The sequence below is a fragment of the Burkholderia sp. MSMB1498 genome (genome assembly GCF_001526245.1).
Taxonomy (GTDB): domain Bacteria; phylum Pseudomonadota; class Gammaproteobacteria; order Burkholderiales; family Burkholderiaceae; genus Burkholderia; species Burkholderia savannae.
This window is the reverse complement of record NZ_LOYJ01000016.1, coordinates 63006-88703: the sequence shown is the minus strand read 5'-3', so window position 1 is coordinate 88703 and position 25698 is coordinate 63006. Positions and strand designations below refer to the sequence as shown.

Genomic DNA, 25698 nt, shown 5'->3' with positions numbered 1-25698 from the left:
GTGGCCGGCGCGGGCGCGGCGAACGGCGGTGAGAACCGCATGGAAGTGTATTTTTTGAAAATGAAAGTTTTTTGAATTGAATTTGTATGAATGGACGGGCGTCTCGCGAGGGACGCGCCGATGCGGCGTGCGCGGGCGCCGGCCCGTCGGGCGGGGCGCCGCCGATGCGGCAACGACATGTAAAAAAGAAGCGCAAGCCGTTGGGCGCGCGCCGGTGCGTCGTATCATCGCTTTTTCGCCACACGGAGCCGCTTTGCCGCGCCATTCGCCATGACGATCGAGATCGCCGACGCAACCGCACACGTTCACGCCATCGCACCCATTTCCCGCGCCGGCCGCAGCCGGCTTCGCGCCGCCGCGCTCGCGGCGGTTGCCGTCGCTGCGCTGGCCGGATGCAAGAAGCCCGACCAAGCGAGCGCGCCGCCCGACAACGCGGCGAGTGCCGCCGCGCATGCCGCCCAGCAGACGACGCAGCAGCTCGACCAGGTCGCGAGCTTCGTCAATCAGCAGATCGACGCGGCGAAGCGGGGCGTCGCGTCGGCGGCGTCCGCCGTGCCGCCCGTCACCGCGAGCTCGGCGCAGGCCGCCGCGCAGGGCGCCGCGTCCGCCGTGCTCGGGCAGGCCGCCGCCGCGGCCGGCACGAGTCTCGAAACGGCCGGCCGGAAGCTGCAGCAATGGAGCCAGACGGCCGCGCTGGGCGTATCGGGCGCGTCGGCCGCGAGCGGCTCGGCGGCGAGCCGCTGAATTTCGCTTGCATCGCGGATTAAATGTAATTATTATGGTTACACATTGTCGTCGGAACGGGGTGCGCGAGCGCGCCGTTTCAGGTGAATCATGAATACGAGCAGCCGGTTCGCGTTTGCCGTTCACGTGCTCGCGCTGTTGTCGATGCAGGAAGGCGTGCCGCTGTCGTCTGACGTGATTGCGGGCAGCGTGAACACGAATCCGGCGTTGATTCGCCGCCTGCTGTCGATGCTGGCGGCGGCGGGGCTCACGACGTCGCAACTCGGCGCGGGCGGCGGCGCGCTGCTGGCGCGCGAGCCGTCGGGCATCACGCTGCTCGACGTCTACCGGGCGGTCGACGATGCGCAGCTCTTCGCGCTGCACCGCGAGGCGCCGAATCCGGCCTGCCTCGTCGGGCGGCACATCCAGGGCGCGCTGACGGGCTACATCGGCGACGCGCAGCGGGCGATGGAGGCCTCGCTCGCGACGCGCACGCTCGCCGACGTGTCGGCCGACGTGCTGCGCTCGGAGGCGTCCGGGCGGCCGGGCGGGGCGCGGCAGACGAGCGCGTGAGCGATTGCGCGGCGGAGCGTGCTCGGCCGCTTGAAGGTTCGCGTGGACGGGTGCGATGCGGCGAAGCGGCGAAGCGGCGATGCGGCGAAAGGCAAAGCGGCAAAGCGCGCGATGTCGGGCGCGCTGCGGCTGCGAGCCGTATCGGGATTCGCCGTCGGCCCGTTGTGGGCGGGCGCAGGATGAGGCGCCAAGGGCTTGCCGCCCGATGAAATGCCGCCCGGCGGTCACGACGGGCGGATGAATTGACTATGATGGGGATCGTGGGTCCCTCTTTTTTCGATTGAATATGTAATTGATATAGTTACATATTCGCCAACCAGGAGAATCGACATGACGCAACGTACTTTGAAAATCGCTTTGTTCGGCGCAACCGGCATGATCGGCTCGCGAATCGCGGCCGAGGCGGCGCGACGCGGCCACCAGGTGACGGCGCTGTCGCGCAACCCGGCGGCGGGCGCGCAGAACGTCACCGTGAAGGCGGCCGACCTGTTCGATCCGGCGAGCATCGCCGCCGCGCTCGCGGGGCAGGACGTCGTCGCGAGCGCCTACGGCCCGAAGCAGGAGGACGCGTCGAAGGTCGCCGCCGCCGTGCGGGCGCTCGTCGAGGGCGCGCGCAAGGCGGGCGTGAAGCGCGTCGTCGTGGTGGGCGGCGCGGGTACGCTGGAAGTCGCGCCCGGCAAGCAGCTTGTCGATGCCGAGGGCTTCCCGGACGCGTACAAGGCCGTTGCGCTCGCGCACCGCGACGCGTACGACTACCTGGCGAGCGTGCAGGACCTCGACTGGACGTTCTTCTCGCCCGCCGCGCTGATCGCGCCCGGCGAGCGCACCGGCCAGTTCCGCACGGGCGAGGGCAAGCTGATTGTCGACGCCGACGGCAACAGCAAGATCTCGGTCGAAGACTACGCGGTCGCGTTCGTCGACGAGATCGAGCAGAGCCGCTTCGTGCGCCAGGCCGCGACGGTCGCGTACTGATCGCGGCGCGGACGCCGGCGCGACGCGCGCGGCGTTCGCTCGGAGCGGAGCGGCCGGGCGATGGCGTTCGGCCGGGTGGTCCGGCCGGGCGACATCGCCGAAGGGGCCGGCCGGAAGTGTCGGGCCGGGAGCGTCACGCCGAAGGGGCAGTCCAAAGCGCTAGCCCGAGTTCGAAGCGCTAGCCCGAAGCGCTAGGCCGAAAGTGGCATGCCGAAGGGGCATGCCGAAGCGCCAGGCGGGAGCATTCGGCCAGGCATGTCGACCGAGCGCGTCAGCCGAGGCGTTCTTCCGCACGCGCGTCGCGCCGGTTCGCGCCGGCACGACGCGCGCGCCGTCGTTCAGGGCGCGCGCTACCCGCGAAGCGGGCGGCGCATGCGCGCGTTGGGGCTACACTGGCGATCGTCGTCACCACTCCTACGATCGCATGCCGATTTCGCCTCGCTCGCTCTTCGCGCGCGGCGCCGCCGTCGTTCTCGCCGCGCTCGCCGCTTGCCCGTCGATCGCATCGCGGCCGAGCGGGCGGCGATCGACCCCGTCGAGCGCACGCGCTGCCGCGCTCGCGCTCGCCGCCGTCGGCTTCGCGCTCGCCGTCGCGCCGTTCGCCGCGCGAGCGGCGACCAATCCGGGCCTCGCCACCTTCCAGAAGCTGATCGCGCCCGCCGCCGCGTCGGACGCCGCCGCGCCGGCATCGGGCGCCTCGGCCGCGGCGAGCGCGTCGGCGGCCGCGCCGTCGCCGGCGAGTGCCGCCGAGATCGCGCGCTCGTTCGACTCGGTGATCCGCATGCTCGACAACGACCGGCAGCGTACGCAGCTCGTCGCGCAGCTCAAGCAATTGCGCAGCGTGGCGCTCGTCGCGCAGGCCGGGCAGGCCGCATCGGCACCGGCGGCGGCGTCCGGCGCGGCGGGCGCGGCGGGCGCGGGGCTTCTCGGCGCGATCGCGTCGGGGATGGCGTCCGTCGAGGCGAGCCTGCGCGAGCGCGACACGCCGCTGCGCTACTGGTCCGCGCGCTTTCGCGCGGCGGGCCGCGAGCTCTACGGGCTCGCGAGCGGCGCGGGCCCGCAGCCGAGCACGCGAATCCTGCTCGATCTCGTGCTGATGCTGGCCGGCTGGCTCGCGTGCGCGGCGCTGTTGATCTGGGCGCAGCACGGTTTCTGGGCGCGCCACGGCGTCACGGTCAAGCTCGATCCGAATCCGAGCGCGAAGGAGATGCTGATCTTCGCGTTGCGGCGCGTCGGGCCGTGGATCGTGTCGTTCGTCGCCGTGCTCGCGATCGCGCGCGGGCTGCCCGATTCGCTCGGCCGCACGCTCGCGCTCGTCGCCGCGTACGCGATCGTGTCGGGCTCGGTGTTCGCGTCGCTGTGCCTCATCATGTTCGCGCTGTTCAGCTCGGGCCACCGCCGCGCGGCGGGGCGCGTGCTGATCGCGCGCTCGTGGCGGCTGCTGCGCCTGATCGGCGCGTTCGGCGCGCTCGGCGACGCGGCGCTCAACCGCGACGTCGCGTGGCAGCTCGGCCTCGACCTGTCGAGCCTCGTGTCGACCGCGTCGAGCATGACGGCCGCCGTGCTCTGCGCGTGCTTCGCGGTCGCATACCGGCGGCCCGTCGCGCACCTGATCCGCAACCGCAGCCATGCGCAGCGCACGGGGCATCGCGCGACGACGGAGATGGCCGACTTCGCGGCCGCGCTCTGGCCCGCGCCCGTGCTGGTGCTCGCGTTCGCGGCGGTCGCCGGCACGCTGCTCGTCAGCCGTTCGTCGTCCGATCTGCTGCGCACCTCGATCGTGAGCGCGCTGCTGCTCGTGCTCGCGTTCTTCCTGTCGGCCGTCGTGCTGCGCGTCACGCGCCCGAATCCGGTCCACCGCAAGCGGCGCCACCGCTCCGTGTACGTCGCGCGGCTCGTGCGCTTCGCGGGCTCGCTCGCGACGCTCTTCATCTGGCTCGGCTACGTCGAGCTCACGTCGCGTCTGTGGGGCATCTCGCTCGCGCGGATCGTCGAGCACAGCGTCGCCGCGCGCGGGATCGCGCAGGCGGTGACGGCGATCGTCGTCACGCTGTTCGTCGCGTGGCTCGCGTGGATCGTCGTCGACACCGCGATCCTCGAGGCGCTCAGCTCGGCGACTTCGCGCGGCAAGGCCCGCAATCCGAGCGTGCGCGCGCGCACGATGCTGCCGCTCGTGCGCAACGTCGCATTCGTGACGATCGTCACCGTCGCCGCGATCGTCACGGCGGCGAACCTCGGCATCAACGTGACGCCGCTCCTCGCCGGCGCGGGCGTGATCGGCCTCGCGGTCGGCTTCGGCGCGCAGTCGCTCGTGTCGGATCTCATCACCGGGCTTTTCATCATCGTCGAGGACACGATTTCGGTCGGGGACTGGATCGACGTGGACGGCGGCCACGCGGGCACCGTCGAGCATCTGACGATCCGCACGGTGCGGCTGCGCGACGGGCAGGGCGCGCTGCATTCGATTCCGTTCTCGCAGATCAAGATCGTCAAGAACCTGTCGCGCGACTACGGCTGCGCGGTGTTCGAAGTGCGCGCGCCGTTCTCGGCGGATCTCGACCAGGTGACGCGGCTGATTCGCGACGCGGGCGCGGATCTGTGGAGCGACGGCGCGGTGCGCCGGCTGATGCTCGGCGCGGTCGAAGTGTGGGGGCTCGACCGCTTCGAGCCGAACTGGATGATCGTCAAAGGGCAGATCCGCACGCGGCCGCAGCAGCAGTCGACCGTGATGCGCGCGTTCAACGCGCGCATCAAGCGGCGGATGGACGACGCCGGCATCGAGATTCCGCTGCCGCAGATGCACGTGTATTCGACGACGGCGGGCGGCGCCGCGGCCGAGGACGCGACGCGCGAAGATGCGCGCGATCCGGCGCGCGACGCGCGCGACGATATGGGGCGCGGCGGCGAAGGGCGGGCCGCTGGCGCCGAAGGCAGCGGCGGGAAGCGCACCGATGCCCGGGCAGCGGCAGCGGGCGAGCGGGGCGCGAAAGGTGTGTGACGGTGTGTGAGGGGCGTGTCCTGCCGGGCGTGCCGCAGGTATCGGCTGGTGCGATGAGTTGCGGGGGACGATGCTCATGACGGCCGGTGCCGGGCGGGTTCGGATGGCGCGTACGGCTCCGACGGCTCAAACGGCTCAAACGGCTCAAACACGGCGCTCAAACTCAAACGGCTCGATCACGCCGCCGCGCCCCCGTCACCTCCGTTTCACGGCGCGACATGGTCGCGCCCAAGCAACCCCGCATGCTCGGCCGCGAACGCCGGGGCGTCGAATCGCGGCTTCGCCGCGTCGTCCGCGTCGGCACGGGCGATCACGCCCTCAGGCATGCGCGCCGGCGCCGGCCGCGACGACGTCGTTTACGTGCGTCGCCACCCGTTCGCCCGCCACGCCGTACACGTGCAGCGAGATCGCGGGCGCGTCGGCCGGCGCGCCCGCGTGCCCGAGCCGGTGAATGGCCTCGCGCCCCGCGCGGACGTACGACACCGCGCCCGTCGGCCGCGCGTGCCTGCGCGCGTCGACCGCGCAGCAGGCCGCATCGTTCCAGCGGTAGACGATCTCGGTCAGCTTGCCTTCCAGCACCGCATAGCCGCACCACGCATGATGGCCGTGCACCGGGCTCCATTGGCCCGGCTCCCAGACGAGCGACACGACCGCATAGCGGCCGCCCGGATCGGCGGCAAGCAAATGGCGCCGATAGCCCGCCGCGCCGCTCTCGCGTTGCGCGGGCGTGAGGAAGTCGGGCGTCGCGGCGGCTTGCGCGAGCGCGATGCGCAACTCGCGCGCGAACGCCGGATGGCGGGAGGGCGCGGACTCTCGGGCGAGCGAGTCGAACGCCGCGTCGAGCCGCGCGCAGAAACGCTCGATCGCCGACGGCGCGCGCTCGCGCGGTTTCGGATGCGCATCCGGCGCGTGCGGGAGAAAAGAGGCGGCGTGATTCATCGTTGGCTCGGTCGTTCATGTCCCGCGGCGAGGTTGCGCGGGTCCGGTACGTATTTATACCGGTCGACTTGGAGAAAGGGATTCCATATTGTTCCCTCATGCGAACAATGAATAGAATAATTTTCTATTCGCTACGGACGGGGAAATGGACGCGATCGATCGTAAGTTGCTCGAGCTGCTGCAGGAGGACGCGACGCTGCCGATCGCGGAACTCGCGCAGCGCGTGAATCTGTCGCAGACGCCGTGCTGGAAGCGGATTCAGCGGCTCAAGGAGGCGGGCGCGATTCGCGCGCAGGTCGCGCTGTGCGATCCGCGCAAGCTCGGCGTCGGCACGACGGTGTTCGTCGCGGTGCGCACGAACCAGCACACCGAGGAGTGGGCGGCGCGCTTCACGCAGGTCGTGCGCGACATGCCGGAAGTCGTCGAGGTCTACCGGATGAGCGGGGAGACGGACTATCTGCTGCGCGTAGTCGTCGCCGACATCGACGACTACGACCGCATCTACAAGAAGCTGATCCGCTCGGTGCCGCTCTTCGACGTGAGCTCGTCGTTCGCGATGGAGCAGATCAAGTACTCGACCGCGCTGCCCGTGCGCGACGGCGACGCGCGCTGACTGCCGCTTGCCGCTTGCCGACTGCTGACTGCTGACGGTTGACGGTTGACGGTCGACAGTTGACGGGGCGGCGAGCCGGCGGCCGTGCGCGATGCCCCGAATGCCGGACGCGGCGGCGCGATGTCCCGCCGACCGTCTGCGCCCGACACGCGTGCCCGACACGCGTGCCGGATGCGCCCGCCGAACGGCGCCGCGCGTCGCTCGCGCTCAACGCCCCCGCTCGAGCGCGCGCCGGCGCTCGTCGGCAAGCGCGTCGCGCCGCACGAAATCCGCGACGAACCCGCTCGCCGGATGGTGATAGAGGTTGTACGGCGCGTCCCACTGTGCAAGCCGGCCGTCGGCGATCACGCCGATGCGGTCCGCGAGCGCGAACGCTTCCGCCTGATTGTGCGTGACGAAGAGCGCCGTGTGGCCCGCCGCCTTCAGGATGTCGCGCACTTCGAACGCGAGCCGCTCGCGGGTGTCGACGTCGAGATTCGAAAAGGGCTCGTCGAGCAGCAGCAGCTCCGGCGACGGCGCGAGCGCGCGGGCGAGCGCGATCCGCTGCTGCTGGCCGCCCGACAGCTCGTGCGGATACGCGTTCGCCGCATCGGCCAAGCCGACGAGCTCGAGCATCTGCGCGGCGCGCGCGCGGCGCTGCGCCTTCGGCGTGCGGCGCAGCCCGAACTCGACGTTCTGCTGCGCGCACAGGTGCGGGAACAGCGCGTAATCCTGGAACATCATGCCGACGCGGCGCTTTTCGGGCGGCACGTCTGCGTCGCGGCTCGCGAGCGGGGCGCCCGCGAGCACGATTTCGCCCGCGCGCACCGGCTCGAAGCCGGCGATCGCGCGCAGCACCGTCGTCTTGCCGCAGCCGGACGCGCCGAGCAGGCAGCCGATCGCGCCGCGCTCGAGCGCGAGATTCAGGCGGTCGACGACCGTGCGCCGGCCGCGCGGCGTGTCGTAGGCGAGCGTGACGGCGTTCAGTTCGAGCAGCATGGTGTGCCTTTCAGGGTCCGGATTTCAGTTGGGTGCGCGCGAGCACGATCACGGGCGCGAGGCCCGCCGCGACGATCGCGAGCGCCGCGACCGCGCCTTCCTCGTAGGTGCCGCGCGCGGCCTCCGCGTACAGCCAGGTCGCGAGCGTGTCGAAGTTCAGCGGGCGCAGGAGCAGCGTCGCGGGCAACTCCTTCATCGCGTCGACGAACACGAGGAGCGCGCTCGCGCCGAGCGCCGGGCGCAGCAGCGGCAGATGCACGCGCCAGAGCGTCATGCCCGCCGATTCGCCGAGCGTGCGCGATGCTTGCTCGAGCGACGCCGGAATCCGCGCGAGGCCGGCCTCGATGCCGCCCGCCGGAATCGCGAGGAAGCGGATCGCGTACGCGATCACGAGCGCGGCGGCCGAGCCCATCAGCACGAGCGCGTCGCGGCCGAACGCGGCGGCGATCGCGCGATCGGCGAGCGCGAGCGGTGCGAGGAGGCCGATCGCGAGCACCGTGCCCGGCACCGCGTAGCCGACGCTCGCGAGCCGCGCGCAGATGCGGCCCGGCTGGAAGCGGGCGCTGTCGCGCGCGCGTCGCGTCGCCCACGCGACGACGATCCCGCCCGCGAGCGTGACGACGGTCGCGGCGAGCGCGACGGCGAGCGTGTTCGCGAGGCTCGCGAGCAGCTGGCTCGACACGCCGCCGACGAGATGCAGGCGCTTCGCGGTTTCGTGAACCAGATACGCGGCGGGCGCGCCGAAGCCGACGACGACGGGCAGCCAGCCCGCCGCGGCCGCGCCGACGGCGGCCGCGCCGCGCAGCCGCTGCGGCTCGATCGCGCGCATCCGCCTGCCGTGCGCGTAGCGCTCGCGGCGGCGGCCGTAGCGTTCGAGCGCGAGCGCGCCGAGCACGATCGCGAGCATCGCGAGCGCGATCTGCGCGGCGCTCGCGAGATCGGAGCGCGTGACCCACGTCGTGTAGACGGAAACCGTGAGCGTCTGCACGCCGAGGAATTCGGAGGCGCCGACGTCGTTCAGCGTCTCGAGGAGCGCGAGGCTCGCGCCGACCGCGATCGCCGGCCGCGCGAGCGGCAGCACGACGCGAAAGAAGGTTTCGATGCGGCCCGCGCCGAGCGTGCGCGCGGCTTCGACGAGGCTCGCCGATTGCGTGACGAACATCGCGCGCGTGCACAGATAGACATACGGATACAGCACGAAGCCGAGCACGCCGATCGCGCCCGGCAGCGAACGCAGGTCGGGCAGGCGGAACTCGCGCGGGCCGTCGAAGCCGAGCGCCCAGCGCAGCGCGCTCTGCACGGGGCCGATCGGGTGGAGCAGGTCGAGATACGCGAACGCGACGATGTACGACGGCACCGCGAGCGGCAACAGCAGCGCCCACGCGAGCGTGCGACGCCCGGGGAAGTCGTACGCGGTGACGAGCCACGCGGCGCCCGTGCCGACGCACGTGACGATCGCGCCCACGCCCGCGAGCAGCGCGAGCGTGTTCGCCGCGGCTTGCGGCAGCACGAATTCGGCGAGGTGCCGCCAGTGCGACAGATCGGCGCCGAGCGCCGCGCACGCGAGCGCGACGAGCGGCGTCGCGACGAGCGCCGCGATCGCTGCCGCGGCGGCGAGCCAGCCGCGCGCAGCGATACCGCGGACGAACGCGCGAATGCGCGCGTCCACGCGCGAACGCGAGCGGCGCGCGGCGAAGGCGTCGACGTCAGTTGTCAAAGCCGACCTTGTCGACGAGCTGGCTCGCGCGCTTGCGGTACTTCGCGATCTCGACGAGCGGCAGCGGATCGACCTTGAGCGGCCCGAAGCCGGCGATCACCGGATCGAGCGCGACGCCCGCGCGCACCGGGTATTCGTAATTCGCCTGCGCGTACAGCGCCTGCGCGGGCGGCGACGCGAGGTATTCGAGCAGCTTCACCGCGTTGTCCCTGTTCGGCGCGTGCTTCGCGACGGCCGCGCCGCTCACGTTGACGTGCGTGCCGCCGCTCTTCGCGTTCGCGAACGTCGGGCGCACGACCTTGATCGCGTCGCCCCACTTGCGCGCGTCGGTGCCGGGCTCCGCGTGCTTCATGTGGCCGACGTAGTACGCGTTCGCGAGCCCGACGTCGCAGATGCCGCCGAGGATGTCGCGCGCGACGTCGCGGTCGCCCCCGGTCGCCTTGCGCGCGAGATTCGCCTTCACGCCGCGCAGCCACTTTTCGGTCGCGGCCTCGCCGTCGTGCGCGATCATCGCGGCGACGAGCGCGGTGTTGTACGGATGCTGGCCCGAGCGGATGCAGACCTTGCCTTTCCAGGTCGGATCGGCGAGCGATTCGTACGTGATCGCGTCGAGCTTCATGTTCTTGTCGACGTACAGCACGCGGTCGCGCAGCGACAGCGCGTACCAGTCGCTGCCCGCGCCGCGCAGGTTCGCGGGAATCGCGTCGTCGAGCGAGCGCGAGCGCACCGCTTGAGTGAGCCCGCCGTCGACGAGGTCGAGCAGGTTGCCGATGTCGACCGTCATCAGCACGTCGGCCGGCGAGCGCGCGCCTTCCGCCTTCACACGCTCGAGCAGGCCGTCCTTGACGAACACCGTGTTGACGGCGACGCCGCTCTGCTTCGTGAACGCGTCGACGAGCGGCTGGATCAGCTTCGGCTCGCGGGTCGTGTACAGGTTGACTTCGTTCGCGGCATGCGCGGCGGGCGCGGCGGCGGCGAGCGCAAACGCGAGTGCGAGCGCGCGCAGCGGCGGACGGACTGGCTTCAGGAACATGGAGGGCTCCGGCGAAAGACGTGCGATGGACGAACGCTCCGGCAGGCGGGGCATGCGGCCTTCGCGGAGCAAACATTACAAATTGAAAGATTTTGATTGTAATGCGAAACGGGAATGATTCACAAATGCGAGCCGTTTGCAAAAAACTGACGAATCGGACGGCGCGCGGCCGGCCGCGATGCGCACGCGGTTGCGCGTAGAATGCCGGCTTGACGATTTTTTGACGGAGCGCAGCAGGCGATGAACGACCCGCGCAGCAAGAAGAATCCGGTTTTCGGCGTGGCGATCCTGATCGTCGTGGTCATCGGGCTCGTGATCGGCACGGTCCTGTACAACGCGATTTCGCAGAAACGCGAATACGACGAAGCGCATCCGCAAACGTCGTCGGCGCCGAGCGCGGCGTCCGCGCACGGCTGAGCGCCGGCGGGCGGAGGCGGCGCGCCCGCGCCTGCGTGCGCTTGAGCGTCTGAGCGTCTGAGCGCCGGCGGGCGCACGCCGCGCGCCGGCGTTCGGCCGCGCGCCGGCGTTCGGATGTCGCGTCAGCGCGCGACGGCGGCGAGCCGCGGCCGGATGCGCGTGTAGAACACGAGCGCGAGGATCGCGAGCCACGCGCCGCCGACGAAGAGCGCGACGCGCGTGTCGTCGAAATAGCCGAGCATCGCGATCACGAACGCCATGAACGCGATCGTGAGCGCCGGGCCGAGCGGCCAGAACGGCACCTTGAACTTGAGCGCGGCGGTCTCGGCCGCGCTGAGCCGGCGGCGCATCGCGACCTGCGACAGCAGGATCATCAGCCAGACCCAGACCGTCGCGAACGTCGCGATCGCGGCGACCATCAGGAACACGTCCTTCGGCATCAGGTAATTGAGCACGACGCCGACGAGGAGGGCGCCCGCCATCACGAGCACCGTGACCCACGGCACGCCGCGCGCGGACGTCGCCGCGAGCGCGCGCGGCGCCTGGCCCTGCAGCGCCATCCCGAACATCATCCGGCCCGCGCCGAAGATGTCGCTGTTGATCGCGGAAATCGCCGCGCTGATCACGACGAGGTTCAGGATCTCGGCCGCGGAGCGCACGCCGAGCGCCGAGAAGATCTGCACGAACGGGCTGCCGCTCGAGCCGACGCCCGTCCACGGGAAGATAGACATCAGCACGACCATCGTCAGCACGTAGAAGAGCAGGATGCGCACCGGCACGGCGTTGATCGCGCGCGGAATCACGCGCTCGGGCTCCTTCGCCTCGCCGGCGCTCATCCCGATCACCTCGATGCCGCCGTACGCGAAGATCACCACCGACAGCGACGCGACGAGCCCGCCCATGCCGTTGGGCAGGAAGCCGCCGTGCGACCACAGGTTCGCGACCGACGGCGCGCCGCCGCTGCCGAGCTTCATCCCGGTGAAGAGGATGGCGGCGCCGCCGCCGATCATCGCGACGATCGCGCCCACCTTGATGATCGACAGCCAGAATTCCAGCTCGCCGAACACCTTCACGTGGCACAGATTGAGCCCGCAGATGATCGCGACGATCGCGAGCACCCAGATCCACTGCGGGACGTCCGGAAACCAGAAGCCCATGTAGATGCCGAACGCGGTGATGTCGGCGATCGCGACGATCACCATCTCGAGCGTGTAGGTCCAGCCGGTGACGAAGCCCGCGAACGGCCCGAGGTTCTCGGTCGCGTAGTGGCCGAACGAGCCGGGCACGGGCTCGCGCACGGCCATTTCGCCGAGCGCGCGCATCACCATGTAGACGGCCGCGCCGCCGAGGATGTACGCGAGGATGACGGCGGGGCCCGCCAGCTGGATCGCGGACGCCGAGCCGTAGAAGAGGCCCGTGCCGATCGCCGAGCCGAGCGCGAGAAAGCGGATGTGCCGCGCGCTCAGATGGCGCTGCAAGTTCTTCATCGTGTCTCCGAATGATTGGTGTCGTCGGCCGGACGAAGCGGCCCGGCGCTCGCGCCCGTGAAGTTGTATAGACAACTTGGCGCGGGAAAGATCATACCAATCGGCGCGCGTGCGCAGTAGTCAGGGAATCCCTGAGTGCGTGCGCGGCGCGAAACGGTGCAGGGGAAAGGGGGACGCGGGCGACTCACTCGGGCAGGCGGATCACGCTCGCGTCTTTGCGGATCAGCAGCGACGACGCGAGCATCTGCTTGCACTGATGCGCGAGCACCTTCAGGTCGTGCGCGAGATCCGCGCTCGCGTCCGAGCGCTCGGCGTCGACGACCATCGAATCGAGCTCGCGCGCCAACTGCTTGCTCGTCTCGGCCTGGTTCGACGGCGGCGGCGCGCCGGCCTCCGCCTGCTCGAGATGCTCGCGCACGGCGGCCATCCCGCGCTCGAGCGCGGGCGGGTTGCCTTGCTCGCACGCGTGGCGCAGCAGCGGCGCGGCCGCGGTGATCTGCGCGCCGAGCACGTGGGTCTGCACGAGCAGGTCGTTCAGCTCCGGCACGAACCTCTGGTGCGCCTTCGGCTCGAGCATCATCCGCTGGAACGCCTGGCCGAGGTTCGCGAACGCGATGTGCACGTTCTTGCGCGCGAGCCGGTACGGGTAGTCGCCGTCGAGGCCGGGCGCCGCGGCATCGACGACGGCCGCGACCGCTGGCACGGCCGCCGCGCCGTCGGCCGCGGGCACGGCGGCCGCCGTCTTGCCGCGGCCCGCGCGCCACGTCGCTTCGAAGTACTTGCGGGTGGTCGTGAGCGTGTCGGCGACGAGCTTGCCGATCGCGCGGTATTCCCAGTACGGGAACAGCCGGCTCGCGGCGATCGCGATCATGCAGCCGACGACGGTGTCGATCGCGCGCTCGCCGATGATCCGCATGTTGCCGGGCGCGAGCAGGTGGAAGAGGAGCAGCACGTACGACGACGTGAACACGACGCTCGCCGCGTAGTTGAAGAGCAGCAGGCTGTAGCTCATCACCATCGACGCGAACATGAACGCGATCAGCACGTGCGGCTCGTGGACCGTGTAGATGAGCGCGAGACTCGCCGTGCAGCCGATCAGCGTGCCGACGATACGCTGCACGTTGCGCTGCTTCGTCAGCGAGTAGCCCGGCTTCAGGATGATGATGCTCGTCATCACGATCCAGTATGCGTTCGTGAGCGGCAGGAGCCGCCCGAGCCAGAAGCCGACCGCGACCGCGATCGTCACGCGCAGCGCATGCCGGAAGCTCGGCGAGCCCATGTTCAGGTTCGAGAAGATGAGCAGCGGCGACATCCGGCGCTTCTGCAGGAAGCGCGTGAGCGCCTTGTCGATCTTCAGCTCGGTGCGCTGCGCGTCGGCGCTGCCCGACAGGTTGCGGCGCATCTTGTCGATCAGGCGCGTCGCGCTCCAGATTCGGCGGAAGGTCGCGAGCACGGCCGCGTACGCTTCCGGGTTGGTCGCCGCGAACTGCTTCTTGCGCATCAGCTCGATCTCGTATTCGATCGCGCGCAGCTCGGCCTTCACGCTGATCCGCGAATGCGGCAGCCGGTTCTCGAGCACCGCGAAGCCGATCTCTTCCAGATCGGCGGCCGCCTTGCGGATCAGGTCGCGGTAGAAGATCATCAGATCCGAGCCGCCGAAGGTGCTGCGCACGAGCGGGTAATCGGTGTGCGCGCCGACGAACATCTCGTGCAGGTCGACGCTGTTGATGAACAGGTTGAACATCATCGTGCGGCCCGGATCGAGCTTGCCGCGGCGCAGCTTCGGCAGGTTGCGCAGCACGATGTCGCGCGCGGTTTCCTGCGTCTCGACCGCGGTGATCTGCTTGGCGACGAGATTGCGGTAGCACTCGTCCAGGTCGGCGTCGAGATCGTAGAAATCCGCGCGCGCGAGCAGGTACGACGCGCATGCGAAGAGGCTCTCGGCGAGCGCCTGCTGCTCGATGCGGCGCGCCTGCCAGCGCGACACGAGCGTCGCCCAGTACGTGTACCAGAGCCCGCCCGCGAGAATCCACGACGCGTTGACGAGCGCCTGCAGCGGCGTGAACTTTTCCTCCAGCGTCATCACCATCATGAACAGCGTCGCGAAGCTGATCTGCGGCCAGCGGTTGCCGTAGACGACGATGAGCGACAGCATGAACGTGAGCGGCACGATCGTGAGCCACAGCGCGAAGATGTTCGGCGTCGCGAGCCCCGTGGCGAGCGCGGAGAAGAAGCCGATCACGCTGCACGCGAGCATTTCGTTGTGCTTGTACTTGAGCGGGCCCGGCATGTCGACGACGCATGCGCCGAGCGCGCCCGTCGCGATCGTGAAGCCGAGGTCGCGGTCGTGCAGCACGATGAGGCTCAGCACCGCGGGCAGCGAGACGCCGAGCGCGATCCGTAGGCCGCCGAAGAAATACTGGCTGTAGAAAAACTTTCTGATTTCGACCGAATAGCGCATCGATGGGCGAGTGAGCTGGCGACGGGGCGTCGGGGTGTTCTGGTTGGCGACGAGTCTATCGTATTTCCGCGTCGCGAAAGCCGCGTTTCGGGGCGGGGCGCCTGATGTTCGCGCGTTCGGGCTCAGACCGCCGGGCGGGCTGCAGGTTCGGCGCGTCGCCGGCGCGTCGGGCCGCGACGGCGCGCGGGCACGGGCCGGGATTCGGCCGGGCCGCGCGCGTCGCGCTTGCCGATGCGGCAACGGCGCGGGATCGAGGCGCGGATCGAAGCGGGATCGAAGCGCGATCGAAGCTGGATCAAAGCGAGGATCGGCCGATCGGCCAGGTTCTCGCGCGCTTCGCGCTTTGCTATCCTTGGCTCCTCGACTGGCCGGCCGTCCATCCGGCGTCCTTTGCTCCGTTTCATGCTCCATCTCTTCTACTCGAACCGCCACGAGACGCTTGCCGACGCGCTGCTCGACGATCTCGCCGTCGCGTCGGACGGCGCGGGGCCGTGGGCCGCGCAGCAGGTGATCGTGCCGAGCGCGGCGCTGCGCCGGCGGCTCGAGCTCGACATCGCGAAGCGCCACGGCGTGTGCGCGAACCTCCGCTTCAGCTATCTCGCGCAATGGCTGTGGGCGCAGATCGGCGAAGTGCTGACGGTTCCCGTGCATTCTCCGTTCGCGCCCGATCGCCTCGTGTGGCGCTGCTACCGGCTGCTGTCCGGCGACGGCGCGCAGCCCTGGCGCGCGTCGCCGCGGCTTGCCGCCTATCTGGCCGCGGCCGACGCGCCGATGCGCCACGAGCTCGCGCACCGGGTCGCGACCGTGTTCGACCACTATCTGACGTATCGTCCGGAGTGGCTCGCGCAATGGCAGGACGGCGAATCGATCTTCGCGCTCGAAGGCGCGCCGCGTCACGGCGGCGAGGCCGCGCGCGACGACGAGGGGTGGCAGGCGGCGCTCTGGCGCGCGCTTCTCGCCGAGCTGTCCGACAGCGGGATGCCGCCCGCGCACCGGTTCTTGCGCGACGTCGGCGCGCTCGGTTCCGACGTGATCGCGCAGGCCCGAGCGAAGTGGCCCGAGTCGGTCAGCGTGTTCGCGCTGCCGACGATGCCGCCGCTGCACGTCGCGCTGTTGCGCGAGTTGTCGCGCTGGATCGACGTGCGCATCTACGCGCTCAATCCGTGCCGCGAATTCTGGTTCGACATCGTCACCGCCGCGCGCGCCGAGTCGCTCGACGCGGCCGGGCAGCTCGACTATCAGGAAGTCGGCCATCCGCTCCTCGCCGAATGGGGGCGGCAGACGCAGGCGCAACTGCACATGCTGCACGAGCTGACCGAGAGCGCGGCGGCGAGCGACGCGTCGCGCTACGCGGAGAATCCCGCGCCGACGTGGCTCGCGCGCGTGCAGAACGCGATCCTCGACCTGCAGCCGGAGGACGCGCTCGGCGCGCGCCCCGCCGAGCGCGGCATCGAAGTGCACGTGTGCCACAGCCTCGCGCGCCAGCTTGAGGTGGTGCACGATCGGCTGCTTGCGTGGTTCGACGCGGACCCGAGCCTCGCGCCGTCGGAGGTGCTCGTCGCGATGCCGGATCTCGCGGCGGCGGGGCCGCTCGTCGACGCGGCGTTCGGCACCTCGTCGGGCTCGGACGCCGCGCGCATCCCGTATCGGATCACCGGCTTGCCGCCGTCGCAGGCGAATCCCGTCGCGCGCGTGCTGCTCGATTGGCTGGCGCTGCCCGAGCGCAACGTCGGCGCGCCGGAGCTGGTCGAATGGCTGCGCGTGGATGCGATCGCCGCGCGCTACGGCATCGACGCGGCGGCGCTCGAGACCGTGCAGACATGGCTCGCCGCGTCGGGCGCGCGGCGCGGGCTCGCGCCCGACGCGGCGCAACAGGCGGGCGCGGACGCCGCCGTGCCCGCGCCGCGCCACACGTTCGCCGATGCGCTCACGCGGCTCTTCCTCGGCTACGCGATGCCCGACGGCGCGGCGCCCGTTGCCGCGTGGCTGCCGATCTCCGGCGCGGAAGGCGGCGAGGCCGAGCTGCTCGGCCGGCTCGCGCGCTTCACCGACGACCTCGACGGTTTCGCGAAGCGGATCGCCGCCGATCTGACGCCGCAAGGCTGGGGCGACGCGTTCGCCGATGCGCTCGCGCGCTTCTTCGATTCGGGCCCGGCGTTCGCCGATGCGTTGTCCGGCGTGCGCGATGCGCTCGATGCGATGCTCGCCGCGATGGCGGAAGGGGCGGGCGACGTCGAAATGCCGGCCGCCGTCGTGCGCGCGGGCCTTGCCGCCGCGCTCGACGATCCGGCGCGCGGCGGCGTGCCGTGGGGCGGCGTCACGTTCTCGTCGCTCACGAGCCTGCGCGGGCTGCCGTATCGCGTCGTGTGCCTGATCGGGATGGACGACGGCGTGCTGCCGAGCCTCACGCGCGCGGACGAATTCGACTTGATGGCCGTGTTCGCGAAGCTCGGCGATCGGCAGCGCCGCGACGACGAACGCAACCTGTTCCTCGATCTGCTGCTCGCCGCGCGCGACCGTCTGCTGATCGCGTACACGGGCCGCAGCATTCGCGACAATGCGCCGCTGCCGCCCGCGGCGCTCGTCGACGAGCTGCTCGACCATCTGGCGACCGTGTCCGCCGGCCCGGACGCATCGCCCGATGCGATCGAAGATGCTCGCCGCGCCTACGTGATCGAGCATCCGCTGCAGCCGTTCTCGGCCGAATACTTCGCGCCGGGCGGCGCGCTGTTCACGTACGACGCGTCGCGCGCGACGCTCGCGCGCCTGCTTGCCGAAGGCGCGCAGGCCGCGGCGCGGCCGTTTTTCTCGGCGCCGCTGCCGGCCGAGCCCGCGGAGCCCGTCGCATTCGCCGATTTCGAGCGCTTCTGGCGCCATCCGGCGCGCTCGCTGCTGCGCGCGCGGCTCGGCATCGTGCTCGCGGACGCGCAGGCGGAGCTCGTCGATATCGAGCCGTTCGAGCTCGATTACGCGGGCAGCGACGCGCTCGCCGAACGCGTGCTGCCGCTTCTGGTCGAGACGGCCGACGCGGCGGCGTTCGAGCACGCGCTGCGCGTCGCCGACGCGAGCCCCGAGGTGCCGGGCGGCGCGACGGGCGCGGTGCGGCGCGACCACGAGCTCGACGCGCTCGCGCAGCTCGCGGGCAACGTGCGACGCGCGCTCGCCGACGGCGCGACGCGGGTGCCGTTCGCGTTCGAGATCGCGCCCGTGTGGCCCGCGGCGGGCGATGCGCCGTGGTTCGGCGCACACGATGCGGAGCTCGCGCCCTCCGCGACGCGCGAGCCGCTGCGGCTGCACGGCGCGCTCGCGCGGCTCACGCCGGCGGGGCAGGTGATCTACCGCTATGCGCGGCCGGGCGCGCGCGACTATCTGTCCGCGTGGCTCGCGCATCTCGTCTACTGCACGATCGATCCCGACGGGCCGCGCCGCACGCTGTGGTTCGGCAGCGGCGATACGTTCGAATTCGCGCCCGTCGCCGCGCCGCTCGATCGGCTCGCGCCGCTCGCCGCGCTGTTCCGCGCGGGCCGCCGGATGCCGCTCGCGTTTTTTCCGAGAAGCGCCTGGGCGCTCGTGTCGGAAAGCGAATCGAAGGCGGCGGGCGTATGGATCAACGATCGCGTCGCGGGCGAGGCCGACGACGCGGCGCTCGCGCTCGCATGGCGCGGCGCGAATCCGTCGCTCGACGAGCCGTTCGGCGCGCTCGCGCACCTCGTGTTCGATCCGCTCGTCGAGCATCTGCGGAGGGCGTCATGAGCCGCGCCGCACCGGCCGCCGCGTTGCCGCGCGAGCTCGACGTCTTCGCGTGCCGGCTCGACGGCGTGAACCAGATCGAGGCGTCCGCGGGCACCGGCAAGACGTGGAACATTTGCGCGCTGTACGTGCGCCTGTTGCTCGAAAAGGATCTCGGCGCGGACGAGATTCTCGTCGTCACCTTCACGAAGGCGGCGACGGCCGAGCTGCACGAGCGGATTCGCGCTCGCCTCGCGCAGCTCGCGCATGCGCTCGACACCGGCGACGACGGCGGCGATCCGTTCGTCGCGCGCCTGTTCGAGACGACGCTATCGCCCGAATGCGGCCTCGATCCGCAGACGGCCGCCAAGCGCGTGCGTCGTGCGCTGCGCGCGTTCGATCAGGCGGCGATCCACACGATCCACGCGTTCTGCCAGCGCGCGCTGCAGGAAGCGCCGTTCGCGGCGGCGATGCCGTTCGCGTTCGAGATGGAGGCGGACGACGGCGCGCTGCGCTTCGAGCTTGCCGCCGACTTCTGGCGCACGCGTGTCGAGCCGGTCGCGGCCGCGCATCCGGCGTTCGCCGAATGGCTCGTCGAATACGGCGCGGGGCCCGCGGCGCTCGACGCGCAGCTCGCGCGGCGGCTGAAGAAGCCGCTCGCCGAGCTGCGCTGGGACGGCTTGCACACGGCCGACGACGACGCGCCCGCCGCCGCGCGCGCGCACTTCGACACGGCGGCGGGCATCTGGCGCGACGAACGCGGCGCGCTCGACGCGCTGCTCGCCGACGCGCAGCCGTCGCTGAACCAGCGCTCGCACAAGCCGGAAGCGGTGGCCGAGGCGCTCGACGCGTGGGCGCGCTATTTCGAGCAGGCGAGCGCGGTGGCCGCATTGCCGCGCGCGGCGCTCAAGCTCACGCAGACCGCGCTCGAGAAGGCGACGAAGAAGGGCGGCGCGACGCCGCGCCACGCGTTCTTCGACGTCGCGCAGGCGCTCGAGGCGGCCGTCGCGGCGGTCGAGGCCGCGCAGCGCGGGCGCTGGCTGGCGCTCGTCGCGCAATGGCTCGACACGGCGCCCGCCGAGCTCGCGCAGCGCAAGCGCACGCGCCGCGTCGTGTCGTTCGACGATCTGCTCACGAACCTGTATCGCGCGCTCGAAGCGCATCCGTGGTTGCGCGAGACGCTGCGCGCGCGCTATCCGGCCGCGCTCATCGACGAGTTTCAGGATACCGATCCGCTGCAGTTCGCGATCTTCGACACGATCTTCGCGCCCGTCGGCCCGCTCTTTCTCGTCGGCGATCCGAAGCAGGCGATCTACAGCTTCCGCGCGGCGGACCTGCATACGTATCTCGCCGCGCGCGCACGGGCATCCGCACGCTACACGCTCGCGGTGAACCAGCGCTCGACGCCCGCGATCGTCGACGCGTGCAACCGCGTGTTCAGCGCGAACCCGCGTGCGTTCGTGCTCGACGGGCTCGATTACGAGCCGGTGCGCGCCGGCTCGCGCGTGCGCGCGCCGCTCGCCGACGCGACCGATCCGCTCGCGGGCGCGGGCGATTTCCGCGTGTGGACGCTGCCCGCTGGCGACGACGCGCTGACGAAGCGCGACGCGCAGCGGCACGCCGCGCATGCGTGCGCGGCGGAGATCGCGCGATTGATGCGCGGCGCGCGCGCGCGCGAGGCGACGCTCGGCGGCGAGCCGCTCGCGGCGTCCGATATCGCGGTGCTCGTGCAGACCCACAAGCAGGGCAGCCTCGTGAAGCGCGTGCTGGCCGCGTGGGGCATCGGCAGCGTCGAGCTCGCGCAGGCGTCGGTGTTCGCGACGATCGACGCCGAGCAGCTCGAACGCGTGCTCGCCGCGATCGACGCGCCCGGCGACTTGCGGCGCCTGCGCTCGGCGCTCGCGTCCGACTGGTTCGGGCTCGACGCGGCGGCGCTCTGGCGCCTCGAGCAGGGCGATGCGGCGCAGGGCGATGCCGAAGGGGCCGAGCGCGACGCGAAGGCGGGTGACGCACGACAAAGCGACGGCCGCGCGCGCGCATCGGCGGGCGCATCCGCGAAGCCTTCGGCGGACGCCGACGCGATGGGCTGGGTCGAGCGCTTCTCGCGCTACCGGCTGCTGTGGCGCGAGCGCGGCTTCGCGGTGATGTGGCGCACGCTCGCCAACGAGCTGCGGATCGCCGAGCGCCTGATGGCGGGCCCCGACGGCGAGCGGCGCGTGACCGACATCAATCATCTGGCCGAGCTCACGCAGGCGCGCGCGTCCGCGCAGCCGGGCATCGCGCCGACACTGCGCTGGCTCGCCGCGCAGCGCCTCGAAGGCGGCGGAGACGACGCGCAACTGCGGCTCGAATCCGATCGCAACCTCGTGCAGATCGTCACCGTGCACAAGTCGAAGGGGCTCGAATACGCGATCGTGTTCTGCCCTTTCCTGAACGACGGCGGGCTGCGCGAGCCCGGCGGCTCGGGCTTGCCGGACGCGCGCGAGTATCACGACGAAGCGGGCGGCGCGGTGCTGCATTACGGTTGCGACGACGAGGCGGCCGAGCGCGCGTCGCGCGAGGCGATCCGCGAGCAGGCGGCGGAACGCGCGCGGCTCGTCTACGTCGCGCTCACGCGCGCCGTCTATCGGTGCTATCTGGTCGCGGGCACCTATGTATCGTCGCGTTCGACGAAGGAGGCGCGGCGCAGCGTGCTGAACTGGCTCGTCGCGGGCGCGGGACGCGATTTCGATGCGTGGCTGAAGGAGCCGCCCGAAGACGCGGAGCTCGCTGAGCGCTGGCAGGCGCTCGCGAGCGGTCCGGTGACGCTCGGCCCGCTGCCCGTGCCCGCGCATCGCGAGCCGCTCGCGGCCGGGCACGACGCGAGCGCGACGCAAGCGGCGCGGCGCGCGACGCGCGGGCTGAGAGACGCATGGCGGATCGCGAGCTTCAGCTCGCTGACGTCGGCGATCGCGCGCGAGGAAAGCGGCGTCGCGAGCGTCGCCGACGAAGAGATGCGGCCCGATCACGACGCGCTCGCCGACGCGCCCGATGCGGCGGTCGACGCGGGCGCGCCCGATGCCGTCGCGCGAGCGGCGGCCGCGGTCGCACCCGAGCCCGCGGAAGACGACATCCTCGCGTTTCCGCGCGGCGCGGCGGCGGGCGAATGCCTGCACCGGCTTTTCGAGCTGAGCGATTTTTCCGACGCGTCGACATGGCCGGCGGCCGCGCTGCGCGCGCTGCACGAGCGTCCGGTCGAAGCCGAGCTCGCGCTCGCCGAGCGGCTGCCCGCGATGATGACGCGGCTCGTCGCCGATCTCGCCGCCGCCGAGCTCGTGCCGGGCATGCGCCTGGCGGCGCTCGATCCGGCGCGGCGCCTGACGGAAATGGAGTTCCTGTTCCCGGCGCCCGCGCTCGATTTCAACGCGTTGCGGCGATTGCTCGCCGCACACGGCTATCCGGACGTCGCGCTCGAAGCGGGCACGCTCGCCGGATTCGTCAAGGGATTCATCGACATGATCGTGGAGCACGACGGCCGCTTCTGGATCGTCGACTGGAAATCGAACCATCTCGGCACGACGCCCGACGCGTACGGTGCGCGCGCGCTCGACGCCGCAATGGCGCACCACGCGTATCACCTGCAGGCGCTGCTCTATACGGTCGCGCTGCATCGCTATTTGCGCGTGTGCGTGCGCGATTACGACTACGACACGCACATCGCCGGCTACCTGTACCTGTTCGTGCGCGGCGTGCGGCCCGACTGGCGCAGCGGCGGCGCGCCGGCCGGCGTGCATGTGCGCCGGCCGGCGCGCGCGCTGGTGGAGGCGCTCGACGCGCTGATGCGCGAGGGGGCTGCATGACCACGGTCGACGATCGCTTCGCATGGACGGGCGGCCTCGCCGACCGCTTGCCCGAGCCGGCCGATTTCGGGCTCGCGCTCGCCGAGGGCTTCGCGCGCCGCATCGGGATGCTGTCGCGCCGCCTGGGCGCGCCCGCGGCGGCGGCGCGCTGGGCGGCGCGCGCGGCGTTCGCCGCGAGCCGCGCGACGGCGGCGGGGCACGTGTGCGTGTCGTTGCGCGCGCTCGCGCAGCGCTACGACGAGCCGTTCGACGACGTGCGCGACGCGCTCGCCGCGAGCGGCGTGACCGCGTTCGACGCGATCGCGCGCGGCGGCGAGTGTCCGCTCGTCGTCGATCGCGACGCGCGCCTCTATCTCGCGCGCTACTTCGAATACGAGACGCGCCTTGCGAGCGCGCTCGTCGCGCGCAGCCGTCTTGCCGGCGACGCATCGTCGGGCGGCGCCGGCGGGCTCGCATCCGATGCGCCCGATGCGCTCGGCGAGCGGCTCGCCCGCTATTTCGGGCCGCAGAAGGAGCGGGGCGTCGACTGGCAGCGCGTCGCGGCGCTCGTCGCGCTCACGGGCCGCGTGACGATCGTGAGCGGCGGGCCGGGCACCGGCAAGACGACGACCGTCGTCGGCGTGATCGCATGCCTGCTCGATGCGCATCCGGACTTGCGAATCGCGCTCGCCGCACCGACCGGCAAGGCGGCGCAGCGGATGCAGGAGGCGCTGCACGCGCGCGCCGGCAGCCTGCCGGCCGAGCTCGCGACGCGCCTGCCGCAGACGTCCTATACGTTGCACCGGCTGCTGGGCGGCGGCCCGAACGGGCGCTTCGCGCATCACCGCGACAACCCGTTGCCGTACGATCTCGTCGTCGTCGACGAGGCGTCGATGATCGACGTCGCGCTCGCCGCGCACTTGCTCGACGCGCTCGCGCCGAACACGCGCCTCGTGCTGCTCGGTGACAAGGATCAGCTCGCGGCCGTCGAGGCGGGCGCGGTGTTCGCGGAGCTGAGCGCGCAGCCCGCGTTCAGCGCGACGGCGTGTGCGGCGATCGCGCGCGCGCTCGGCATCGGCGAGGCCGAGTTCGCGGCGGCGCTGCCGGACGGGTTCGCTCGCGGCGCGGCCGGGACGACGCACGCGGAAACGGGCGCCGATACGCGCGCGGCTTCGGTCGATGCGGACGCAACGGCTTTCGCGTCGGCTGGCGACGCCGCTCGGGCTGCGCGAGCGGCGGCCGCCGCTGCGTCGGCCAAAGCCGTTTCGGTATCCGCGCCGAGCGCGGCGTCGCCACGCGCGGGCCGGCGCGGCGGCATGCGCGGAACCAAACAGGCCGTCGACGACGCGCAGGGATCGCTGTTCGCATTCGACGACGAAGACGTGCCGGGCGGCGACACGCCGGGCACCGATCAGCCGGGCGGCGGTGCATCCGCATTCGTCGACGATCCGCGAAATCGGCGCAACACGCCGCAGTCGCACTCGCCGTCGGGCCCGCAACGCGTTCATCGCGTCGAGCACGCAAAGGGCGCGCAGGCGAAGGCCGAGGAAGGATTCCCCGACGGCTTGCCGTGGGGCGCATCCTTTGGCGAGCCGGCCGCGTGGATCGACGCGGGCGAACTCGCGTGGCTCGACGACGCGGATTTTCCGGCGCCCGAACCCGCATCGACGAATACCGCATCCGATGCGCGGCGAACCGCAGCGGCCGCCGATGCAGGCGAGCGCACGCGTGCCGGTCGACTGACGGCCGCGAGCGTCAAGCCTGACGCCGAACCGGAAGAAGCGATATCGACGATGCCCGCCGGGCCCGCATCGTCGGCGCTGCCCGCCGTCGCGCCGTTGACCGACTGCGTCGTCTGGCTCGAACGCAATTATCGTTTCGGCCTCGACTCGCCGATCGGCAGACTGTCGCTGGCGATTCGCAGCGGCGCGGTGCAGGACGCGCTCGATGCGCTGTCGACGGAAGACGACGCGGCCGCGCGCTTTTTCGACGATGGCGGCGCGACGCTGTCGGCCGCGACGATCGAGCGGCTCGCGCAGGGGTTCGCCGGCTACGCGGCCGCGCTGCGCGACGCGCTCGCGACGGCCGAGCCCGATCCGCCGCCGCTCTTCGACGTGCTCAACCGCTTTCGCGTGCTTTGCGCGACGCGCAGGGGCGGGCGCGGCGCGGACGAGGTCAACGCGCTCATCGCGGCCGAGGTGCGCCGCGCGGTGCGCGTGCCGCTCGCGATCGGCGCGCACTGGTTCGCGGGGCGGCCCGTGATGGTGACGCGCAATGATTACGCGCTCGGGCTGTTCAACGGCGACATCGGCATCGCGCTGCCCGACGCGCGCGGTGCGCTGCGCGTCTGGTTCCGCGGCGCGGACGGCCGCGCGCGCGCGGTGTCGCCCGCCGCGCTGCCGCCGCACGACACGGCGTTCGCGCTGACCGTCCACAAATCTCAGGGCTCGGAGTTCGACGACGCGGCGCTGATTCTCCCGGCGTCGTTCAACCGTGTGCTGTCGCGCGAGCTCGTCTATACGGCGATCACGCGCGCGCGTTCGCGCGTGCAGGTGATCGGCTCGCGCGCCGTGCTCGCGCTCGCGATCGCGACGCGTACGGCGCGCGACTCCGGCCTCGCCGCGCGGATCGCCGACGCGCTGCGTGCCCGACAGGAGGCGGCGCGATGACGCTGCATTACGCATTCTCGCCGGACGAAGTCGAGCTGAGCGCGGTGCGCGCGCAAGGCGCGGGCGGGCAGAACGTCAACAAGGTGTCGAGCGCGATTCACCTGCGCTTCGACATTCGCGCATCGTCGCTGCCCGATGAAGTGAAGGCGCGGCTGCTTGCGCGTTCCGATCAGCGGATCACGCGCGAGGGCGTCGTCGTCATCAAGGCGCAGGAGTACCGCACGCAGGAAAAGAACCGCGCGGCCGCGCTCGCGCGGCTCGACACGCTCGTCCGCGGCGCGGGCGTCGCGCCGCGCAAGCGGGTCGCGACGCGGCCGACGCGCGCGTCGAAGGAACGCCGGCTTGCGGAGAAGAGCCGGCGCGGCGAGGTGAAGTCCGGGCGCGGCAGGGTCATCGAATGAACGCGTTCGGCCTTCCGGGTGCGGTGCGCCGTTTGCGGTCGGCATGCGCCGGCCGTTAGCGGTCATGCTCGGCGCGATGGCGGCGGGCAAATTCGCGCAACCGCCGTTTCGCCGATGTCGCCGCATGCCTCGAGCGGCGGCGCGTGCATCCCGTGCATCCCGAAGACCCT

At 71.5% G+C, this 25698-nt stretch carries 18 protein-coding genes; 10 read left to right on the top strand and 8 right to left on the bottom strand.

Annotation, left to right across the window (positions count from 1 at the left end; genetic code table 11):
* The first annotated feature begins 270 nt into the window (after window positions 1–270).
* The 4 genes from WS91_RS03835 to WS91_RS03815 all read left to right on the top strand — a co-directional run bounded on the left by WS91_RS03835 (window position 271) and on the right by WS91_RS03815 (window position 5266).
* Window positions 271–744 (top strand): hypothetical protein, encoded by a 474-nt coding sequence (locus tag WS91_RS03835; RefSeq protein ID WP_038744771.1) that lies wholly within the window; start codon window positions 271–273, stop codon window positions 742–744.
* Between the two features lie 90 nt (window positions 745–834).
* Window positions 835–1296: an Rrf2 family transcriptional regulator gene (locus WS91_RS03830; RefSeq protein ID WP_059646437.1), complete on the top strand. Its 462-nt coding sequence runs from the start codon at window positions 835–837 to the stop codon at window positions 1294–1296.
* Between the two features lie 330 nt (window positions 1297–1626).
* Window positions 1627–2268 (top strand): NAD(P)-dependent oxidoreductase, encoded by a 642-nt coding sequence (locus WS91_RS03825; protein ID WP_059575308.1) that lies wholly within the window; start codon window positions 1627–1629, stop codon window positions 2266–2268.
* Window positions 2269–2692: 424 nt separating this feature from the next.
* Window positions 2693–5266, top strand: coding sequence for a mechanosensitive ion channel family protein (locus tag WS91_RS03815; RefSeq protein WP_082758077.1), 2574 nt, complete (start codon window positions 2693–2695; stop codon window positions 5264–5266).
* Window positions 5267–5584: 318 nt separating this feature from the next.
* On the opposite strand, the gene WS91_RS03810 is transcribed toward WS91_RS03815, so the two are convergent.
* Window positions 5585–6205: a cysteine dioxygenase family protein gene (locus WS91_RS03810; RefSeq protein WP_059575311.1), complete on the bottom strand. Its 621-nt coding sequence runs from the start codon at window positions 6203–6205 to the stop codon at window positions 5585–5587.
* A gap of 145 nt (window positions 6206–6350) precedes the next feature.
* On the opposite strand from WS91_RS03810, the gene WS91_RS03805 reads away from it, so the two are divergent.
* Complete coding sequence (locus tag WS91_RS03805; RefSeq protein ID WP_038744775.1) at window positions 6351–6818, top strand: Lrp/AsnC family transcriptional regulator; 468 nt, start codon at window positions 6351–6353, stop codon at window positions 6816–6818.
* A 207-nt stretch (window positions 6819–7025) separates the two neighbouring features.
* On the opposite strand, the gene WS91_RS03800 is transcribed toward WS91_RS03805, so the two are convergent.
* The 3 genes from WS91_RS03800 to WS91_RS03790 are packed head-to-tail and all read right to left on the bottom strand — an operon-like array spanning window position 7026 to window position 10546.
* Window positions 7026–7796, bottom strand: coding sequence for an ABC transporter ATP-binding protein (locus WS91_RS03800; protein ID WP_059575313.1), 771 nt, complete (start codon window positions 7794–7796; stop codon window positions 7026–7028).
* Window positions 7797–7806: 10 nt separating this feature from the next.
* Entirely contained in the window at window positions 7807–9513 is a 1707-nt protein-coding gene (locus WS91_RS03795) for an ABC transporter permease (RefSeq protein WP_059669768.1), read from the bottom strand.
* The gene (locus WS91_RS03790; RefSeq protein ID WP_059669767.1) at window positions 9503–10546 is read right to left on the bottom strand and encodes a Fe(3+) ABC transporter substrate-binding protein; all 1044 of its coding nucleotides are present in this window, start codon (window positions 10544–10546) and stop codon (window positions 9503–9505) included. Before WS91_RS03790 ends, WS91_RS03795 begins: the two co-directional genes overlap by 11 nt.
* Window positions 10547–10786: 240 nt before the next feature.
* Here WS91_RS03790 and WS91_RS32005 point away from each other — a divergent pair, with 240 nt between their 5' ends.
* The gene (locus tag WS91_RS32005; RefSeq protein ID WP_038744779.1) at window positions 10787–10963 is read left to right on the top strand and encodes a hypothetical protein; all 177 of its coding nucleotides are present in this window, start codon (window positions 10787–10789) and stop codon (window positions 10961–10963) included.
* Between the two features lie 122 nt (window positions 10964–11085).
* Here the strand turns inward: WS91_RS32005 and WS91_RS03785 are convergent, their stop codons facing one another.
* From WS91_RS03785 to WS91_RS35455, 4 genes are all read right to left on the bottom strand, one after another.
* Entirely contained in the window at window positions 11086–12450 is a 1365-nt protein-coding gene (locus WS91_RS03785) for an amino acid permease (RefSeq protein WP_059575315.1), read from the bottom strand.
* Complete coding sequence (locus WS91_RS32000; protein WP_081989369.1) at window positions 12447–12638, bottom strand: rod shape-determining protein MreB; 192 nt, start codon at window positions 12636–12638, stop codon at window positions 12447–12449. Before WS91_RS32000 ends, WS91_RS03785 begins: the two co-directional genes overlap by 4 nt.
* Window positions 12635–14911 (bottom strand): FUSC family protein, encoded by a 2277-nt coding sequence (locus tag WS91_RS03780; RefSeq protein ID WP_059669766.1) that lies wholly within the window; start codon window positions 14909–14911, stop codon window positions 12635–12637. The genes WS91_RS32000 and WS91_RS03780 overlap by 4 nt, the downstream gene beginning before the upstream one ends.
* A gap of 122 nt (window positions 14912–15033) precedes the next feature.
* A complete protein-coding gene (locus WS91_RS35455; RefSeq protein WP_156432278.1) occupies window positions 15034–15291 on the bottom strand; it encodes a hypothetical protein in 258 nt (85 codons plus the stop codon).
* A gap of 22 nt (window positions 15292–15313) precedes the next feature.
* Between WS91_RS35455 and recC the strand changes: the two genes are divergently transcribed.
* Genes recC through arfB form a run of 4 tightly spaced genes read left to right on the top strand, consistent with a single transcriptional unit; the run spans window position 15314 to window position 25528 of the window.
* Complete coding sequence (gene recC, locus WS91_RS03775; RefSeq protein ID WP_059669765.1) at window positions 15314–18664, top strand: exodeoxyribonuclease V subunit gamma; 3351 nt, start codon at window positions 15314–15316, stop codon at window positions 18662–18664.
* Window positions 18661–22479, top strand: a complete 3819-nt coding sequence (recB, locus tag WS91_RS03770; protein ID WP_059669764.1) for an exodeoxyribonuclease V subunit beta — start codon at window positions 18661–18663, stop codon at window positions 22477–22479. The genes recC and recB overlap by 4 nt, the downstream gene beginning before the upstream one ends.
* Window positions 22476–25127, top strand: coding sequence for an AAA family ATPase (locus WS91_RS03765; protein ID WP_059669763.1), 2652 nt, complete (start codon window positions 22476–22478; stop codon window positions 25125–25127). Before recB ends, WS91_RS03765 begins: the two co-directional genes overlap by 4 nt.
* Window positions 25124–25528 (top strand): alternative ribosome rescue aminoacyl-tRNA hydrolase ArfB, encoded by a 405-nt coding sequence (gene arfB, locus WS91_RS03760; RefSeq protein ID WP_038744785.1) that lies wholly within the window; start codon window positions 25124–25126, stop codon window positions 25526–25528. Before WS91_RS03765 ends, arfB begins: the two co-directional genes overlap by 4 nt.
* The last annotated feature ends 170 nt before the right edge of the window (window positions 25529–25698 follow it).

Bases quoted from the DNA above. Each gene is read 5' to 3' on its own strand.
- WS91_RS03835 (WP_038744771.1), top strand. From the start codon at position 271: ATGACGATCGAGATCGCCGACGCAACCGCACACGTTCACGCCATCGCA.
- WS91_RS03830 (WP_059646437.1), top strand. From the start codon at position 835: ATGAATACGAGCAGCCGGTTCGCGTTTGCCGTTCACGTGCTCGCGCTG.
- WS91_RS03825 (WP_059575308.1), top strand. From the start codon at position 1,627: ATGACGCAACGTACTTTGAAAATCGCTTTGTTCGGCGCAACCGGCATG.
- WS91_RS03815 (WP_082758077.1), top strand. From the start codon at position 2,693: ATGCCGATTTCGCCTCGCTCGCTCTTCGCGCGCGGCGCCGCCGTCGTT.
- WS91_RS03810 (WP_059575311.1), bottom strand. From the start codon at position 6,205: ATGAATCACGCCGCCTCTTTTCTCCCGCACGCGCCGGATGCGCATCCG.
- WS91_RS03805 (WP_038744775.1), top strand. From the start codon at position 6,351: ATGGACGCGATCGATCGTAAGTTGCTCGAGCTGCTGCAGGAGGACGCG.
- WS91_RS03800 (WP_059575313.1), bottom strand. From the start codon at position 7,796: ATGCTGCTCGAACTGAACGCCGTCACGCTCGCCTACGACACGCCGCGC.
- WS91_RS03790 (WP_059669767.1), bottom strand. From the start codon at position 10,546: ATGTTCCTGAAGCCAGTCCGTCCGCCGCTGCGCGCGCTCGCACTCGCG.
- WS91_RS32005 (WP_038744779.1), top strand. From the start codon at position 10,787: ATGAACGACCCGCGCAGCAAGAAGAATCCGGTTTTCGGCGTGGCGATC.
- WS91_RS03785 (WP_059575315.1), bottom strand. From the start codon at position 12,450: ATGAAGAACTTGCAGCGCCATCTGAGCGCGCGGCACATCCGCTTTCTC.
- WS91_RS03780 (WP_059669766.1), bottom strand. From the start codon at position 14,911: ATGCGCTATTCGGTCGAAATCAGAAAGTTTTTCTACAGCCAGTATTTC.
- WS91_RS35455 (WP_156432278.1), bottom strand. From the start codon at position 15,291: ATGGACGGCCGGCCAGTCGAGGAGCCAAGGATAGCAAAGCGCGAAGCG.
- recC (WP_059669765.1), top strand. From the start codon at position 15,314: ATGCTCCATCTCTTCTACTCGAACCGCCACGAGACGCTTGCCGACGCG.
- recB (WP_059669764.1), top strand. From the start codon at position 18,661: ATGAGCCGCGCCGCACCGGCCGCCGCGTTGCCGCGCGAGCTCGACGTC.
- WS91_RS03765 (WP_059669763.1), top strand. From the start codon at position 22,476: ATGACCACGGTCGACGATCGCTTCGCATGGACGGGCGGCCTCGCCGAC.
- arfB (WP_038744785.1), top strand. From the start codon at position 25,124: ATGACGCTGCATTACGCATTCTCGCCGGACGAAGTCGAGCTGAGCGCG.